This is a genomic window from Micromonospora fiedleri (assembly GCF_016774385.1).
Classification (GTDB): domain Bacteria; phylum Actinomycetota; class Actinomycetes; order Mycobacteriales; family Micromonosporaceae; genus Micromonospora; species Micromonospora gifhornensis.
Window position 1 is genome coordinate 452,562 of the sequence record NZ_JAETXL010000007.1, and the last position, 17,276, is coordinate 469,837.

Here is a 17,276-nt window from a genome sequence, read left to right on the forward strand (position 1 = left end):
GGAGCGAATTTCGTCGGTGTCAATCAGTGGGATGGCCGCGAGGTTACTACCTGGTCACATAGCAACGCGACCCCCGGTCAGCTCTGATTTCTGCACCGTGTCGGGCTGATGCTCCGCGCGACGGCGCAACACCAGGACGAAATTCCAGGCCACCACTTCCCGCAGCCAGGGAACCCGGATCACCCAGCGGGCCCACCACGGGTGGTAGCGGGGCAGCGCATCGACCATATCGATTTGGTCATTGCTCCGCGCCCAGCGCAGCGTGTCGGCGATCGACACCGGGAAGAGCGTCTCCCGGAACCGGTTCTTCGGCGGTCGTCCGGTACGGCGTTCGTACCGGCGGCGGGCCCGGTCGCCGCCGAGATAGTGCCAGGGCGCGGTCTCGTGCCCACCCCAGGGCGAGAACCACGGGGTGTACGACACGAAGATCAGCCCGCCGGGTCGGGTGACCCGTACCATCTCGTCGAGCATCCGGGGTGGCTCGGCGACGTGTTCCACCACGTTGGACGAGAACGCGATGTCCACGCTGCCGGTGCGTACCGGCAGGGCCGTGCCGCTGCCCCGCAGCATGCCCGCCACGGACTCCCCGGCTGCGGAGAAGTCACCCACGTCCGGGTCGAGCCCGACGTAGTGGGACCCGGCCGCGCGGAAGGCGGCGGCGAAGTATCCCGGCCCACCGCCCACGTCCAGCACGGTCCGGCCGGTCAACTCGGTGTAGCCGTGCAGCTGACGTACCGAGTCGGCGGCCAGCAGGCCGTAGAAGTGGTCCGGGTCGGTCTGCTCGACCAGGAATGCCCGGAACAGGGTCACCGACCGGCGCAGGGTGGCGAAGCGACGCCGTGCCGCCCGCCGCGCCCGGTCGTCCGCTGTCGTCACCGCGTCACCGTCCCGTCCTCGGTTCCGTCCTCGGCCGCCTGTGGCGGCTGTCCGGATGTGCCCGGCGTCACATCATGCGCGACAGGCGGGTCGGTCCGTACGCCGGGTGTGGGCATGACCGCCGCGACCACCGCGCCGACCGCGACCAGCATCGCCGCCTGCACCCAGGAGCCGTAGGCCCAGCTCTGCCCGTGGCCCTGCACCCGTCCGGTCACCGCGATCACGATGGCCACCGTGAGGCCGCCGAGCACCACCACCGGCAGGGCCCGCACGGCCAGTTGCCGCAGCACCATCGCGGCCAGCACGATCGCCACCGGCAGCACCCCACCCAGCGCGGCGAGCAGCACCACCAGCAACCCACCGATCAGCCAGGCCGGCGCCTCCGCCGGGATAGCTGCGGCCCCGCCGCCATCCACGGACGCGACAGGCACGGTGTCCAGCCGGCGGCGCGCGGGCCACGTGGCCAGCAGCAGCACCCCGACGACCGTCAACGCGCCGGCCAGCAGGGCACCCCGATAGGCGCGGTCCGGCGCGAAGACCAACCTGACCTCGCCGCCGGCACCGGCCGGTAGCACCCACGCCTGCTGCCAACCGTCGACCCGGGTCGGGGTCAGCGGCGTGTCGCCCAGCGTGGCCGTCCAGCCCGGGTTGGCGTTCTCCGGCACCACCAGCAGCGCCGACTCCCCGCCGTCGACCCGGAGCGTCCGATCCGTCGGTGCCCAGTCCAGCACGGTGACGGCCCGATGCCGAGGCTTGCCGACACCGTCGACAGCATGCGCGGCGCCACCGTCCGCCGCAGGCGAGGTCGCACCGTCCGCTACAGCACCGTCCGCCGCACCGGAAGCCGCGTCCGCCACCGGTCGCAGGCTCGCGTCCTGCACGAGGAAGCCCTTCGAGGGCGAGGTTCCCAGCCGGTGCCCGCCGGCCGGCAGATCCAGCACGGCACCGCCCGGCCCGCAGACCCGCAGCGACACCGGCCGACCGGCCAGCACGTCGCCGAGCCGGGCGTCGACCGACGTGTCGTAGCGGTGGCCGTCCAGCTCGACGGTCGGCCCGTCGCCGCACCGCTCGATGACCCGGGTCTCGGCGTCGACCGGCTCCAGCAGCTTCGCCAGGGCGGGGATCTCCACCTCGGCGATGCCTGCCGTCGCGGGCCAGCCGTTGCCCCGCTGGTCGGCGATCCGCAGTTCGGTCGAGCGCACCACGATCTCGATCCGGTTGGTGCGTACCGCCGGGAAGCGCACCGTCCCGTCGGCGCCCACCGGCACGACCACCTCGCGGCCGGGCGTGCGGATCTCGACCTCGTCGGGCAGCGAGCCGACCGGCAGTTGCGCGGCCCGCAACCGCAGCTGGTCGATCCGACGCGGGCCCGACCAGCTCAGCCGCAGGGTGGGCCGCAGGTCGCCGGTGTCGGCGAGCCAGGCCGTACCGGGATCACCGTCGATCGCCGCGTACGCCGTCACGGCCGGGTCTCCGGCCAGCCGGGACGAGGCGCTCGCCGTCACCTTCAGGCCGGAGAGCTTCAGCTCGCCGCCCGGACGGGCCACCGCCCGCAACGCCATCCGGTACGTGCCGGCGGCCGGGTTGCGGAAGATCCGGTCCAACCCCAGCGGCTCTTCACCGACCCGGGCCAGGAACCGGTCGCAACGGATCACCGTGTCGGCCGCCCGCACCGGCGACCCGACCGGGACGATCCGGTCGGCTTCCGACGCCTGGGCGAGGTGGCACGCCGGCCGGTCGGCCGGGCCGCGGCTGAACACCCAGCTCACCGGTCCGGCCGGATCCTGCGGCAGGTCGGTGGGGGCACGCAGCGCGCGACGCGGCTCGGTGTCCGGGATGGTCAGCTCGCGGATGCCGACGGCACCGTCGAGGCGTCCCTCGGCCACCGCCAGCACGGTCACCCGTACCCGGCTGGTCGGTCCGGGCAGCGTGTAGTACGTGTGGCCGCCGAGCGTCGGGGCCACCTCGTGATCCACCGAACCACGGTCGGTGGTCAGCCGGAACCGGGTCACCGGCCAGCCCACGGCCAGGTCGCTGACGAACGACAGGTGCACGTTCTCCACCTGGCGAGGGGTGTCCAGGTCGACTTCGAGCCACTGCCCGACCGGCCCGCTCAACGGTGCCGAGTGCCAGGCGGTGCGCGGGTCGCCGTCGACGGCCGCGAACGGCAGGCGGGACGGGTCGGCCGGGCCGAGCGTGTCCACGAAACTCACCGCCGAGGACGCCGACACCTCGCGTACGCCCTGGTAGGTCGCGGTGGTCTGATGCTGCTCGCCGGAGAAGGGCAGCAGGTCGAGGGCGACCCGGCCCTGCCGTCCCGACTCGTTCGCGGTCAACGTCTGGGAGAGGTTGTCCCGCACCCGGCCGATGTCGCGTTCCCGGCGGCGCAGCCCGTCGGTGACGATCCACGAGTCACCGGTCGCCTCGGGTGTCCCGTCCCGGTCGCCGGCGAGCACCACCGGCCGGTCCCGTTCCACCACGCCCTGTTCCAGCAGGGCCAGCAGGGATTCCGGGCCGCCGCTGACCGTCGGTACGTCGGCGGTGAGCACCGCCGAGGCGGCCGGGACCGGCGCGTCGACCTGGTACACCTCGATCGCCGGCAGGGTGTCGAACCCCTCGTCGACCGGGCTGCCGATGGTCCGGGTCAGGGCGTCGGTGCTGCCGAAGGTGGCGACGCGGGTGATGCCGGGTGACTCGGCCAGCGCCCGGCGCAGCACCGCCACCGGTGGGGCGTCCACCTGGATCCGGTCGATGTCGTTGCGCAGCAGCAGGTGCCGGAATCCGGAGCGGGCGAGCAGGTCGGCCAGCCCGGTGGAGCCACGTCCGCCGGCCAGCACCTCCTCGACGGTGTCCATCATCCGGGTGTTACCGGCCGAGCCGAGCGGAATCTGGTGCCGGACCGCCCACGGCGCACCGGCCAGGGCCTGCAACGGCTCGTCGACCGTACGTCCCCACTCGTACTGCCCGAAGCCGGAACCGGGCACCATCAGCGTGCGGGCCAGCGCGTCCCGGTCGGCCAGCCAGGTCGCCGCCGAGCGCCAGTGCGGCGGCAGGTCCGCCCAGCCGGGGCCGGGCCGCAGCAGCCCCAGCCAGGCCGGTGCGGCCGCGCCCAGCACCAGCATCAGCACCGGTACGAAGACCAGCGGGCGCAGCCGCACACCGGGCCGGCGTCGGGCCAGCGCGTGGTGCATCCGGGTGGCCACCGCGTCGACGCCGTGCGCGAAGCCGAGCATCAGCGGCAGCCGCAGCACCGGGTCGAGCTTGTGCACGTTGCGCAGTGGGGCGAGCGGGCCGTCGAGCAGCCCCCGGACCAGTTCGGAGACCGGGCTGTCCACCGCGCCGACGTAGCCGATGGTGAGCAGGGTCAGCCCGGCGAGGAAGCCGGCCACCAGGAACCGCCGCTGGGGCAGCAGGTTGCCGGCCAGCCCGGCCAACCCGATCAGCGCGACCACCGCGGTGAGGGCCATCAGCACCGGGTGGTCGATCAGCAGCCAACCGGCCGGCCACCACGGCTCGCCCTGCACGATGTACGCGACCCACTGGTTGGTGCCGCGTACCGCCTGGAACAGCGAGGCCACCGCCGTGGTGGTGGTGGACGACTCGATGTAGTCGAGGAAGGGCAGGCTGTACTGGCCGAGCAGCAGCAGCGGCACGATCCACCACAGGCACACCCCGACCACGCAGACGCACCACCAGGCGACCAGCCGCCGGTGTTCGGCGTCCCAGCGCCGGGTCAGCAGCCAGACGCCGGGCAGCACCAACGCCATCAGCACCACCGCCGCGTTGATCCCGCCCATGCCGAGCACGGCCAGCGCGGAGAGCGCGGCGGCCCGGCGTGGCGAGCCGATCCGGCGTACGGTCACCAGCGGCAGCAGCACCCAGGGCAGCATCGCGGCGGAGAGCGTCTCCGAGGAGAGCGCGCCGACCTCGGTGAGGATGCGCGGGGCCAACGCGTAGCCGAGCGCCGCCGCGTACCTGGTCGGTTCGGTGCCGATGTTCATCGCCCGGGCCAGCCGCAGCAGCCCGTAGAACGCGGCGGCCAGCAGCAGCGCCGTCCAGAACCGCTGGGTGATCCACGGTGGGATGCCGAGCAGTTGACCGGCGGCGAAGAACGGCCCCATCGGGAACAGGTAGCCGTACGCCTGGTTCTGCAACTCCCCGGAGGTGGCCTCCGGGTTCCACATGTGCAGCGCCCGGGCCATGAAGTGGATCGGGTTGGCGGCCAGGTCGAGCTTGGTGTCGAAGGTGACCTGACCGGGCCGCTGCGCGAAGGCGATCGCGGTGAGCAGCAGCAGCGACAGCACCGTGCCGGGTGAGCGGCGTACGCGTGCCGACAGCCGGCTCAGGGGCGATGCCAGCAGACGGCTCATCGGCGGCACTCCGGTGGCAGGCAGCTCAGGTCCGCCAGGGCGGAGAAGAAGATGCGGCGCATCCCGCTGGGCTGTGCGGTGACGAAGACCCGGCCACCGGTGACCTTCGCGATCGCCTCCAACTCCTCCGGGTCGATCGCGCCGCCCAGCCCGATGAAGATGATCGGCAGTGGGCGCCGTGGTTCCTGCATCCGCTTCAGTTCGGCGAGCAGGGCGGTCCGGCCGATGCTGTCGTCGTCCTCGTTGCGGCCGTCGGTCATCACCAGCACCAGGTTGATCCGCCCGGGAGTCCAGTTCCGCCGCGCGTCGCGGTACGCGGCCAGCGTGCTGTCGTACAGCCCGGTGCCGCCCTGCGGCTCGACCCGGACGGCTGCCAGCGCCTCGGCCAGCCGGTCACGTTGAGCGCCCAGCGGCGCCACCGGCAGGATCTCCTGGTGGTCGCGTTCACCGTCGAGGTTGGTGGCGAAGGCCCAGACACCGAGTTCGCTGTTGTCCAACAGCAGCGCCGCCCCCTCCTCGGCGGCCCGGACCGTGGCGTCGAGCCGGGTTCCCCCACCGGGCACCTGGGCGGCCATCGAGCCCGAGACGTCCAGCAGGGTGAGGATCCGGGCACTGCGCTGCACGCCGCTCCAGCCGGTCAGCACATCGGTGACGGTCTCCTCGGCGGGTAGTGGCACCGGCCGGCGTTCGTCCGCCCGCAGCCGGTCGTCGTTCGGCATGGCCGGTGGGAAACCCGACGCGGTCCGGAAGCCGTGGCCGACGAAGATGTCCCGGCTGGTGGCGGTGAGCAGTTCGGTGAGGAGCCTCGCGGCGGCGTCGCGGGCCCGCGCCTGCGCGGCGGGCAGCACCACGTACGGCAGGTCGAGCCAGGGCACGGCGATCTCCGGGTACGCGGCGACCAGCTTGCCGGACGGGGTCAACGCGTTGTGTTCGAGCACCGCCTGCTCGCTCGCGGCGACCACGTCGACGCGGCCCGGCAGGTCACGGCCGGGCGTCAGCGTGCTGGCCTGCTCGGCCGGGCTGAAGGTGCGGGTGGCCAGGCGGCGCAGGGTCGCCGCCACGGTCGCCGCCGAGTCCTTGTTGTCGTCGGCCAGCACCCGTACGCCGAGCAGGGCACCGGCCCCGGCCGGGTCGGCCGCCGGGTCGGGCAGCCCGACCTGGACCGGCCGCGCCTTGGTGCCGACGAGGGATTTCCAGGTCAGCGGCTTGGCCGGCCAGCCGGAGCGGCGGGCGATCCGTTCGGTCACCGCCAGCACCACCGGGGTGCTCGCCACCGAGGTGCCCGCGGCCGGAACCTCGAAGGCGCCCGCGGCCCGGGCCCGCCGCAGCCAGAACGTGGACTCCGGCAGCCAGGCGTCGGCCACGTCAGCGCCCTCGGCGAGTTCCCGGGCCACCGCCGCCGACGGGCGGGCCTGCACCTCCACCGAGACGCACGGCTGGTTGCCGGCGTTGGCCCGCGCCACCCGGTCCAGCGCCGGCGCGATGACCGGGGCGGCGGCCACCCGCAGCCGCACCTGTTCGACACAGGTCGGCGTGCCACGGTCGGCACGCACGTAGGCCACCGCCGCCCAGCCGGCCAGCAGCACCACCAGGGCGGCACTGAGCAGCACCACCGGCGACCGGTGGGACAGGGCGCCGCGCGTGGGCGCGCGACGGTCGGCCTCCACCGCCGCCTCACCTCCTCGTCACCCCTGCGGACGACACGCCATCGCAGGTCACCGGCGTCGCGACGGGTTCGCCGTGCCGGGCAGGCGAGCATCGCACGCTGTTGCGCTGCACACCCTGCCAAGGTTTGTGCGGCTCGGCAAACCCCTGATCGACGAACCGACATCCGACCCACGCTGCCGGATCTGCCCATTGCGCACCCGGGTCGGACCGCCCTAGGGTGGCGCGATCGTGCTCACTTACTCGTCGGTAGGAGCAGCGTGGACAACTCCGACACCCCCTCCCGCCACGTCCTGTTCCTCAACTGGCGCGACACCACCAACCCCGAGGGCGGCGGCTCCGAGGTCTACATCGAACGCATCGCCGCCGAACTCGTCACCGCAGGTAACCGGGTGACTCTGCTCTGTGCCGCACACGAGAACGGGGGCCCGGCCGAGACCACCGAAACCGGCGTACGGGTGCTGCGCCGCGGCTCGCGGATGACGGTCTACCTGCGCGCGGCGCTCACCTGCCTCGCCGGTCGCTTCGGTTTCGGCCCGCTGGGTCGACGTGGCCTGGGCCGGCCTGACCTGGTCGTGGACGTCTGCAACGGGGTGCCGTTCTTCGCCCCGCTCTACGTCGGTCGACCGGTCATCGCGCTGGTGCACCACGTGCATCGGGAGCAGTGGCCGGTGGTGTTCGGCCCGTGGATGTCCCGGCTGGGCTGGTGGATCGAATCGTGGCTGGCGGTACGGCTCTACCGGCGCTGCCGGTACGTCACCGTCTCCGAGGCCAGCCGCACGGAGTTGACCACGCTGGGCGTGGACGCCGAGCGGATCGACGTGGTGCCCAACGGCACCCCCACCGTGACCGGCCCGTCCCTGCCGCGTACGCCCCATCCGTCACTGCTGGTGCTCGGCCGGCTGGTGCCGCACAAGCGGGTGGAGATCGCCCTGCGGACGGTCGCCGAGCTCGCCGACGAACTGCCGGAACTGGAGCTGGTGGTGGCCGGGCAGGGCTGGTGGGAGGAGCCGCTACGCGAGTTGTCCGAGACGCTCGGCATCACCGACCGGGTGCGGTTCACCGGCTTCGTCAGCGAGGAGGAGAAGCACGCCCTGCTCTGCTCGGCGTGGCTCGCCCTCACCCCGTCGCTCAAGGAAGGCTGGGGACTGACCATCGTGGAGGCTGCCGCGTGCAGCACCCCGACGGTGGCGTTCCGCTACGCCGGAGGGGTCGCCGAGGCGATGGTCGACACGGAGACCGGCCTGCTCGTCGACGACGAGCAGGAGTTCACCGCCGTCGTCCGCGAACTGCTCGCCGACGACGTACGCCGCAAGGCGATGGGTGAAGCCGCCCTGACCCACGCGGCCCAGTTCACCTGGACCGCGACCGGCGCCCGCTTCGCCCAGCTCGTGGCGCAGGCCACCGCCCGCGGCTGATCGGACACGACGACAAGGCGCCCGCGTCGCGGGCGCCTTGTGCCGTTCGAGGTCAGCGCGTGCCGTACAGCGGGGCCTCGGTCTGCTCACTCACCTTGGAGTTCGCGGCCTCCTTGGCGGACGGGCTGAGCACGTTCGCCAGACCGACGCTGCCGAGCATGCCGAGCACGACACCGAGTACCCCGACGGCGACGAACGCGGGCAGGTTCCTCATCCACCTTCTCCTTCCGCGGGACTCGCGTGCCGGGACGCTACCACGCGGTAGCTCCGTCGCGCAGCGTCCGAAAAACCGATGGCCAGCACCACCGTTGCGGCAAGGAGATGCGCCAGGCCCACCGGTCCGGGACGGGCCGGGGCGGGCGCGGGTCGCCATTGCGGATTCTCGTACAGGGTCAGGTCGTCGCCCGCGTACACCCGGTGGAGTCCGGCCAGCGTCGCCGGGTCCACCGGCGGGCCGGCCGCCCGCTGCACCAGCACCCATCGAGGGCCGGCCGTTGCCACCGGTTCCCCCGCGTCGAGCAGGTCCCGCACCCGGGCGGCCTGCGGGTCCTCACCCGCCACCGCCGTACCGTCCACACGCAGCGTGTCGTCGATCAGGACCGGCACGCCCAGGTATCGGGGCGCCGGATCGATCACCACCTGGCCGTTGTTCCACGAATAGCTCTGGTACTCCTGGAACGGCAGCGAGATCACCTCACCCGGCCGTTCCTGCACCAGCCGGGCCACCACCGCCCAGTCCGCCGGCCACGCCACCGGGCGCAGCCGTCCCACCCCGCCGAACGCCAGGTCGGGCAGGACGGCCACCGGCAGCAACGCCGCACCGACAAGCAACACCCGCCCGGTCACCGCGTCGAACCGGGTGGTCAGCCACCCGGCGAGCCGTTCCGCGCCCAACGCCACGGCGATCGCCAGCAGCAACGCGTACGGGACGAGCAGTTTCTGCCCGTCGCGCAGCAACCCCGCGCCCGGCACGTTGGCGACCAGCCAGCCGAGCACCGTCACCGCACCCGGCAGCACGCCGAGCGCCGCCGCCAGCCACGACCCGACCGCCAGCAGGCCGAGACGGTTGGTCACCCCGGCCGCCCAGCGACGCCGCAGCAGCGGTACGCCAGCAGCGGCGACCACCAGCAGCAGTCCGGTCGCCAACGGCACCAGCAGCCCGGCCCGCGACGCCGGAGTGGCCTGTGCGTTCCAGATGCCACCGGTGCCGGCGAGCGCCACAAGTGGGCCGGCCCAGTTCTCCGCCCGGGCGGCGAAGGCCGCCACCCCGGCGGGATCGGACCGCCCGTCACCGGTGCTGGTGAAGCCGGCCACCAGCCACGGCGCGTTCAGCAACAACGTCACGCCCACCCCGACCGAGGCCGACCGGACCGTACCCCGCCCGACGAGCAGGACGGCGACGACCACCAGGGCGAGCAGGCCACCGGTCGGGGTGATCGCCGAGACCGCCGCCGCCAGCAGCAGCCGGCGCAACGCACCCCGCTCACCCGCCCGTACCCCGATCGCCGCGCGCACCAGCCACGGCATCGCGGCGTACGCGACCAGCAGTCCCCACTGGCCGATCAGCAGCCGCTCGGCCAGGTACGGCGTCCAGGCGTACCCGAGGGCGGCGATCACCCGCACGGCCGTCCGCCGGGTCGGCACCAGCCGGGCGGCGCCCAGCGCGGCGAAGTACAGGATCGCCACCAGCACCAGGCGTTGCAGCAGCCAGCCCGGGACCAACTGGTTGGCCAACGCCACCACCGCGTCCTGCGGCACGGCCCGGGGCAGCGCCGTCGCCGGGGCGATCACCTCCCAGCTCAGCGCCTGCCTCGGCACGAAGACCATGTCGTAGCGCAGCACGTAGCCGGGCAGGACCAACGGCGCGAGCACGACGGCCGTCACGGCGGCCGCCACCAGATGCGGCACGAGGCGACCGACCGCACGGCCACGCTCGGCCACCGGGCCGCCCTGTCGCAGCCGTTCCCGCATCCGTCGACCTCACCTCGCCGGTACGCGACGACCCGCCGCGTCGGTGGCGGCCACTGTAACCGGCAGACTCCGCCCGGCCCGCCAACCGGTCGAACCATCCGTTGACCTGATAGGGAACGCGTTCTGTGGTGTGGCAGTCTTCCCGCCATGGCATCAGCGGGGGCAGACGTGGCGGCGGCTCCGGGGCGGCTGGGCGGCCGGCTGAGCGGCGACCGGATCGCCACGGCGGCGCTGGTCATGATCGCGGTCAGTGTGTTGTGGCGCGCCCAGGTGGCGTCCCGCGGTTTCCTGGCGGTCGACGACTACGTGCTGATCACCCAGGCGGCGGAGTCCCGGCTGACCGTCGAGCATCTGTTCGCGCTCTACAACAACCACCTCATGCCCGGCGGGCGGCTGCTCATCTGGCTGGTCACCGAATACGTCGGCCTGGCGTACTGGCCGTACGTGCTGCTCATGGCGATCGGCCAGGCGATCCTCGGGGTCACCTTCTTCCGGCTGCTACGGCGGATGCTCCGGCCCTCCGCGCTGCTGCTCCTGCCGCTGGGCCTGCTGCTGTTCAGCCCGCTGACCCTGGAGGCGACCACCTGGTGGGCCGTCGGCGTCAACATGTTGCCGATGCAGATCGCCATGGTGCTCGCGGTCTCCGCCCAGGTCGGCTACGTACAGACCAGGCGCCGACGACACCTGGTGGCCCTGGCCCTGGCCCTGCTGCTCGGCCTCATGTTCTTCGAGAAGTCGATCCTGATCGTGCCGCTGGTCTTCCTGCTGACCGCCGCCTGCTACGCCGACGGTGGCCCGGTACGGGCCATCTGGACCACGATCCGTCGCTGGTGGCCGTCCTGGCTGATGCTGACCGTACTGTCCCTCGCCTTCGCGGCGGCCTACCTGAGCCGTTCGGAATCCTCGCTGCGTCGCCCGGAGTCGGCGGGCGAGGTCTTCTCCTTCCTGGCCCAGATCCTCGGGTCGACGGTGATTCCCGGCCTGGTGGGCGGCCCGTGGCAGTGGCTCGGGGCCGGCGACGGCGCACCCGTCGCCGCACCGCCGCAACTGGGCACCTGGGTGGGCTGGACCATCGTCGCCGTCGTGGTCACGGCGACCGTACGCCAGCGCCGCCGGGCCGGCCGGGCCTGGCTGCTGCTCGCCGCCTACCTGCTGATGGTGGCGGGAATGCTCGCCGCGACCCGGCTCGGCTCGGCCTTCAGCGGGGTCGCCGGCGGCCACCCCCGGTACGTCAGCGACGTCGTCGTGGTCGCGGCGATCTGCCTGGGCGTCGCCGTGGTCGGGCTGGCCCGGACGACCGGCACGGCCCTACCACCGGCAGCGGCGCAGCCGCCGACCGCGCCAACTGTTCCGGCGCCGACCGCACCGGTCGAGGCTGCCCCGGCTCCGACTGCCCCGACTGCCCCGGCTGCGGCTGCCCCCGCTGCCGCGGCGGTGAGCCAACCGGCGTGGCCGGCCTCCCGTCACGGCGTCATCCACGCGGAGGCCCCCGTCGATCCCGAACCCGCCCCCCTCCCGGTCGCCCCCGGTCAGCCTCCGGCCGATGTGCCGCCGACTCCGGTCGATGTGCCACCGGCGAGCCCGGCCGAGCCGCCCACGCCGGGACTGCTCGGCCCGGTGCCGGAGCGTTACCGGGAGGCGGTCACCGTCGTCCTCGTCCTCGTCCTGGTCGCGGTCGGCCTGGGCACGGTCTGGACCACCGCCCGGTACGGCGACGAGTGGGCGGCGAAGTCCGGCCGGTCGTACATCGACACCGTGCGGATCGAGATGGCGAGCGCGCCACCGGACACCGTCTTCTTCGACGCCCCGGTGCCGGACAACGTGGTGCCCCGCCTCTCCTCGCCGTACAACCTCCAGTCCCGCTTCTTCCGTGCCTTCGGCACCCGCCCCACCTTCGTCGACGAGACCAACAACGCCTCGATCATCGACGATCTGGGCCGCATCCAGGTGGCCACGATCGTGGGCAGCACCATCCAGCCCGGCCCACAGGAGGGCTGCGGCTACCTGGTCGACACCGGGAAGACCGTACGAATGCCGCTGACCGAGCCACGCTTCGAGTGGAACTGGGTGGTACGCATCGGCTACCTCAGCTCGGCGGACGGCACGGCGACCCTGCGGCTCGGCGACGGGGTGGCCCAATTCCTCGTCCGGAAGGGTCTGAACCAGCACTTCTTCCGCATCACCGGTGGCGGCGACGCGGTGGAGTTGACCGTCACCAGCGGCGAGGTGTCGCTCTGCACCAACGAGATCGCGGTCGGCAACCTGGCACCCAGATCCGAGTAGCGGCGCGACGTCACTCGGGGCGGAACAGCACCGAGTTGACGTACCGGGGACGGGGCCAGACGACCCGGCGGGCGAAGCTCTGCCCGACCCGTACGATCGCCTCCTGCTGGTGTCCACCGAGGTCGAAGTCGGCCAGCGGCACCCATTCGCGGTCCGGCAGCACGTATCCGCGGTAGCCCCAACCGGTGAGCAGGTCCAGCAGCGGCTCGACCGGTTGGATCCGCTCCTCCACCTCGATCAGCAGCACCGGCCGGTCACGCTTGACGGTCTCCGCCGCGCCGCGCAGCGCGGGCAGTTCGTGCCCCTCGATGTCGAGCTTGACGAACCGCACGTCGGTCAGGCCCAGCGAGTCGAGCGTGATCCGTCGGACCGGCACCGGCTCACCCTGTGCCGGATCCTCCAGCGACGAGGTGCCCACGATCGCGCCCCCGGCGGGCAGGTACAGCGTGGCGGAGCCCTCGTGGTCGGAGACCGCCGCCTCGACCACCTCGACCGTGGGGAAGGCCGATCGCAGCTGTCCGGCCAGCGCCGCCGTCGGCTCCACCGCGACCACCCGCTCCGCCCGCCGCAGCAACCGGGCCGTCCACGGGCCGTACCAGGCACCCACGTCCACCGCCGTACCGCCGGACGGAACGAACTCCGCCAGCCGGGCCAGTTCCGGCTCGACCCGCGGATAGGCGCGGCGGATCGCTGCGCCGAGCAGCCGCTCGGGAAGCATTGCCGCCAGGCCGGAGGTTGCTGCGGGGGCCAGCTTCGTCGACGCCATGGGGCAGCACACTAGACCCTTTCCGCGGCGCTGGGCAGGGGCCGTCGGTGCGGGGCTGTCCGGAAAGGCTACCGGCCGGTACCGTCTTGCCGGTCGGGCCGCTTCCCGACGGGATCAGCCGGCCGGTCGTGCGGGCGGCCGGCAGACGCGGAGTGGCATGACACAGACGACGGGCAGCGACACCAGCAGGGTTCGGCTCGGCGCGGCCGGCGCCGCCGTCACCCTCGCCACGCTGGTGACAAACGCGCTGGCGTACGTCGTACCGGTGCTGGGTGCCCGTCGGCTGAGCGCCGCCGACCTGGGCGCGCTGGCCACCGTCCTCGCGCTGGCTGCGATCGCCGCGGTGCCCGGGTTCGGGCTCCAGATCGCGGTGGCCGCGCACCGGGCCCGCTGGGGTGGCGACGGAGCCGGCCGGCTCGGGCTACGCACCGCCGCGCTCACCGGCGCCGTCACCCTGGCCGTGGCGCCGCTGTTGACGGTGCTCCTGCGGCTGCCGGCCGCGCTGACGCTGCTGCTCGCCACCACCACGTTCGCCACCGTGATGGCCGGCCGGTGGCTCGGTGAGTTGCAGGGCGACCAGCGTTTCCTGCGGCTCGCCGTCGCCATGGCCGTACTGGCCGCCGGCCGCTACGGCGGGCTGGTCGTCGGCCTCTTGCTCGGCCGGGGACCGGTGACCTGCCTGCTGTTGACCACGGTCACCGGCCTGCTCGCCCTGCCACTGCTGGCCCGCCTCGCCGCCCCCGCCACCACTGCGACAGCCACACCCGATGCGGTGCCGACCGGGTCACGAGATGATCAGCCGGGGTCCGCCGGAACGGGCCCGGTGCCACGCCGGCTGGGTGCCCGGCAGGTGACCACCGCCTGCGCCGCCACGCTCGCGATGCTCGCCATCGCGTACGCCGACCTGATCCTCGCCCGCCAACTGCTGTCCGCCGCCGACTCCGGCGCGTACGCGGTCGGTTCGGTCCTCACCAAGGGCGCGCTGTGGGCACCTCAGGTCGTCACCCTGCTGGTCCTGCCCCGACTGGCCCGGGGCGACCGACGCGCCCGCCTGGTGGCGCTGGCGTTGATCACGGCCTGCGGCGCGGCCCTCGTCGCGACCGCCGCCATCGGCGGCGAGTTGGCGTTCCGGCTCGCCGGGGGCGCCGACTACCTGCACCTGGCCGACACCGCACCGATCTTCGCCGCCACCGGCGCCCTCTACGCGGTGGTGTTCATGCTCGTCAACGACCGGGTGGCGACCGGCGCGCGTTGGCCGGCCGCACCGCTGTGGGTGGCCACGGTCGGCCTGACCGTCTGCGCGGCACTCATCGCACCACGCACCGTCACCGGGGTGCTGTCCTGCGCGCTGGTCACCGCCGCCGTGACCGCCGCGACGATGTCCTGGCTGGTCTTCCGACCGAGCCACCCGCGGACTACACAGCGTGACCGTACCGCTGCCCCAACGCCTCAAACCGGTGTCGATGGCGACTCTCCGCACACTCAGACCCCCCGTACCCCGTCGCGTTGGCTACCGTAGTTCCTCCCGGGGTGAAGGTTGCCAACTCCACCCACGGCCATTTCCGAAGAGGTAGCTGTGACCCTGTACGGCGAGAACCGTCCGCCCGCTGACGACGACCGGCCCACGGTCCAGGTGAAAGCGGTCAGTTGGCCTGTCGAGGAACCGGAGCGCCCCACACCGGTCGATCCGCCGGGCAGCGCCAAGCGATCCCGCCGAGTCCGGATCCTGCTCGCCACCGGGGTGGCCACCGCCGTGCTCGCGTCGGTGGGCGTCGTCGCCGCCTGGACGTACGCCGGCGACGTCCCGCGCGGCACCACAGTGCTCGGCACCGAACTCGGTGGGCGCAGCCGGGCCGACGCGGCGCGGGAGCTGCGGACGCAGCTGGACCGGCGCGCAGCCGAACTGGCTGCCCCGATCGAGGTACGGGTGGGCGAACGCACGGCCCAGATCAACCCGGCCGAGGTCGGGCTCACCGTCGACGTGGACGCCACCGTGGCCGCCGCGGCGGCAGCCCAGGCGCACGCCGTGGACCGGTTGGTCGGCTCCCGCGAGATCGAGCCGGTGGTCTCCGTCGACGTGCCGAAGCTGGAAGCCGAGCTGCAGAAGTTGGTCGGCAAGCAGGGCCGGAAGATGACCATGCCGGCGATCACCTTCTCCGGCACCACCCCGAAGGCCCGTCACCCCAAGCCGAGCCTGGCCATCGACACCGAACACTCGGCGCAGGTGGTCAAGGAGGGCTGGCTCAGCGGGCAGTCGGTGACCGTACCGTTGGTGGAGAACCACCCGGTCACCTCCGCCGACGAGGTGGACCGCCTCGTGGAGGAACTGGCCAAGCCGGCGGTCGCGGCACCCGTCAAGCTGACCACCGACCGGGGCACGGTGACCATCCCGCCGCAGGCGATCGCCAAGAGCCTCCAGTTCAAGGCCGACAAGGCCGGCAAGCTCACCCCGAGCGTGGACGCCAAGAAGCTCAGGTCGGCCCTCGGCGACCGACTCGACAAGGTCGAGGTGGCGCCGAAGAACGCCACGATGGCCATCTCCGGCGGCAAACCGAAGGTGGTCGACGGGCGCGCCGGCAAGCAGGTGGACATCGGCAAGCTCCGCGACGACCTGCTGGCTGTCCTGCCCCGCACCGACGACCGTACGATCTCCGCCGACCTCAAGCCGGTCACCCCGAAGGTCACCGCCGAGAAAATCTCCGGTCTGGGGATCAAGGAGAAGGTCTCCTCCTTCACCACGTACTTCACCGGCGGCCTGTCCTCGCCACGTAGCCAGAACATCGTGACCATCGCCAAGCACGTCGACGGCACCGTGGTCCTGCCCGGCGACACGTTCTCGCTCAACGGCCACACGGGGGAGCGCGGCTACGCACAGGGCTACCGCGACGCGCCGGTGATCCTCGACGGCAAACTGGTACCCGGAGTCGGCGGCGGCACCTCGCAGTTCACCACCACGCTGTTCAACGCGACCTACTACGCGGGCCTGGAAGACGTCGAGCACAAGCCGCACTCGTACTACTTCAGCCGCTACCCGGCCGTCATCGAGTCCACGATCTTCTGGCCGAACCTCGACTTCAAATTCCGCAACAACACCGAGTACGGCGTACTGATCGACACCTCGTACACCGCCAACTCGATCACCGTCTCGATCTGGAGCACGAAGATCTGGGACAGCGTCAAAACCGAGTACGGCCCCCGCCGCAACATCACCTCGCCGAGGACCGTCTACCTGGAGCCGGGCCCCAGCTGCATCCCCGCCAACGGCAGCCAGGGCTTCACCCAGGACGCCTTCCGCGTCATCAAGAAGGACGGCAAGGTCGTCAAGCGGGAGAAGTTCACCTGGACCTACGACGCGGAACCCCGCTTCATCTGCGCCAAGGAACCCGCCTGACCTCGACACACACCGGACGATGACCTCCCGGCCGAGGCGCCGCACCTGGTCTCAGGACGGAGAGAAGCGTAGAGAACACGCCGCGGGTCAACGGCCTGGCGCTGCCCGTCCTGCTGACGGAACTGCTCGACCTCAGCCACTGGCGACACCCGGGTGACGACGTCCTACGTGATCTCATGCCCTGGTTCAGATCTCCGCTGGACTTCCTCACCAGCGTCGAAGGAATGCACCGCGAAAGCGAATCGCTCACCGAACTCGCCGACGACCCACCCTCCTCACACCTGTTCCGGGCGATACGAGGCAGCACCTCTTCTCCCAACTCGTGGAGATCCTCCGGCTCCCCTAATACCCACGCTCGGGCACCCTCCCTGTTGTGCTCGGGACTCCCTGGTGTGCTCGGGACTCCCTTTGCTCTGCTTCAATCCACGCACTGGTTTTGGCTGCTGGTTGTTGCGTGGGTTGAAGCAGAGCAAAGGGGTTCAGGCAGACATGCCCGGCTCGCCGGCTGGTGGCATTGTGTGGTGTCCTGACATGGC

10 protein-coding genes are annotated in these 17,276 nt (G+C 72.4%); 4 read left to right on the plus strand and 6 right to left on the minus strand.

The genetic code is table 11. The features are described 5' to 3' along the window. Positions 1-54: 54 nt before the first annotated feature. From JMF97_RS21835 to JMF97_RS21845, 3 genes are read right to left on the minus strand one after another with little or no spacing between them, the layout of a single operon-like run. Positions 55-876, minus strand: coding sequence for a class I SAM-dependent methyltransferase (locus JMF97_RS21835; protein WP_203223207.1), 822 nt, complete (start codon positions 874-876; stop codon positions 55-57). Beyond that, positions 873-5,246, minus strand: a complete 4,374-nt coding sequence (locus JMF97_RS21840) for an alpha-(1->3)-arabinofuranosyltransferase (RefSeq protein WP_238359771.1) — start codon at positions 5,244-5,246, stop codon at positions 873-875. Before JMF97_RS21840 ends, JMF97_RS21835 begins: the two co-directional genes overlap by 4 nt. Further along, entirely contained in the window at positions 5,243-6,913 is a 1,671-nt protein-coding gene (locus JMF97_RS21845) for a substrate-binding domain-containing protein (RefSeq protein ID WP_203223209.1), read from the minus strand. Before JMF97_RS21845 ends, JMF97_RS21840 begins: the two co-directional genes overlap by 4 nt. A gap of 258 nt (positions 6,914-7,171) precedes the next feature. On the opposite strand from JMF97_RS21845, the gene JMF97_RS21850 reads away from it, so the two are divergent. Next, positions 7,172-8,329, plus strand: a complete 1,158-nt coding sequence (locus JMF97_RS21850) for a glycosyltransferase family 4 protein (protein WP_203223210.1) — start codon at positions 7,172-7,174, stop codon at positions 8,327-8,329. Between the two features lie 52 nt (positions 8,330-8,381). On the opposite strand, the gene JMF97_RS21855 is transcribed toward JMF97_RS21850, so the two are convergent. Together JMF97_RS21855 and JMF97_RS21860 are read right to left on the minus strand one after the other, a co-directional pair. After that, positions 8,382-8,543, minus strand: coding sequence for a hypothetical protein (locus JMF97_RS21855; protein WP_013736401.1), 162 nt, complete (start codon positions 8,541-8,543; stop codon positions 8,382-8,384). Beyond that, positions 8,540-10,300, minus strand: coding sequence for an MmpA family trehalose lipid delivery protein (locus JMF97_RS21860; RefSeq protein WP_203223211.1), 1,761 nt, complete (start codon positions 10,298-10,300; stop codon positions 8,540-8,542). The genes JMF97_RS21855 and JMF97_RS21860 overlap by 4 nt, the downstream gene beginning before the upstream one ends. A 147-nt stretch (positions 10,301-10,447) precedes the next feature. Between JMF97_RS21860 and JMF97_RS21865 the strand changes: the two genes are divergently transcribed. Next, complete coding sequence (locus JMF97_RS21865; RefSeq protein ID WP_203223212.1) at positions 10,448-12,583, plus strand: hypothetical protein; 2,136 nt, start codon at positions 10,448-10,450, stop codon at positions 12,581-12,583. 10 nt (positions 12,584-12,593) lie between these two features. On the opposite strand, the gene JMF97_RS21870 is transcribed toward JMF97_RS21865, so the two are convergent. Further along, positions 12,594-13,349: an FkbM family methyltransferase gene (locus tag JMF97_RS21870; protein WP_203223213.1), complete on the minus strand. Its 756-nt coding sequence runs from the start codon at positions 13,347-13,349 to the stop codon at positions 12,594-12,596. Between the two features lie 157 nt (positions 13,350-13,506). On the opposite strand from JMF97_RS21870, the gene JMF97_RS21875 reads away from it, so the two are divergent. Together JMF97_RS21875 and JMF97_RS21880 are read left to right on the plus strand one after the other, a co-directional pair. After that, on the plus strand, positions 13,507-14,868 hold the full coding sequence (locus tag JMF97_RS21875) for a lipopolysaccharide biosynthesis protein (protein WP_203223214.1): 1,362 nt from the start codon (positions 13,507-13,509) through the stop codon (positions 14,866-14,868). Positions 14,869-14,925: 57 nt separating this feature from the next. Continuing rightward, positions 14,926-16,740 (plus strand): VanW family protein, encoded by a 1,815-nt coding sequence (locus JMF97_RS21880; protein ID WP_203223215.1) that lies wholly within the window; start codon positions 14,926-14,928, stop codon positions 16,738-16,740. Positions 16,741-17,276: the final 536 nt, after the last annotated feature.

What these genes read in the sequence shown, in the direction of transcription:
- JMF97_RS21840 (WP_238359771.1), bottom strand. Translation starts at nt 5,246, where the DNA reads ATGAGCCGTCTGCTGGCATCGCCCCTGAGCCGGCTGTCGGCACGCGTA.
- JMF97_RS21855 (WP_013736401.1), bottom strand. Translation starts at nt 8,543, where the DNA reads ATGAGGAACCTGCCCGCGTTCGTCGCCGTCGGGGTACTCGGTGTCGTG.
- JMF97_RS21860 (WP_203223211.1), bottom strand. Translation starts at nt 10,300, where the DNA reads ATGCGGGAACGGCTGCGACAGGGCGGCCCGGTGGCCGAGCGTGGCCGT.
- JMF97_RS21865 (WP_203223212.1), top strand. Translation starts at nt 10,448, where the DNA reads ATGGCATCAGCGGGGGCAGACGTGGCGGCGGCTCCGGGGCGGCTGGGC.
- JMF97_RS21870 (WP_203223213.1), bottom strand. Translation starts at nt 13,349, where the DNA reads ATGGCGTCGACGAAGCTGGCCCCCGCAGCAACCTCCGGCCTGGCGGCA.
- JMF97_RS21875 (WP_203223214.1), top strand. Translation starts at nt 13,507, where the DNA reads ATGACACAGACGACGGGCAGCGACACCAGCAGGGTTCGGCTCGGCGCG.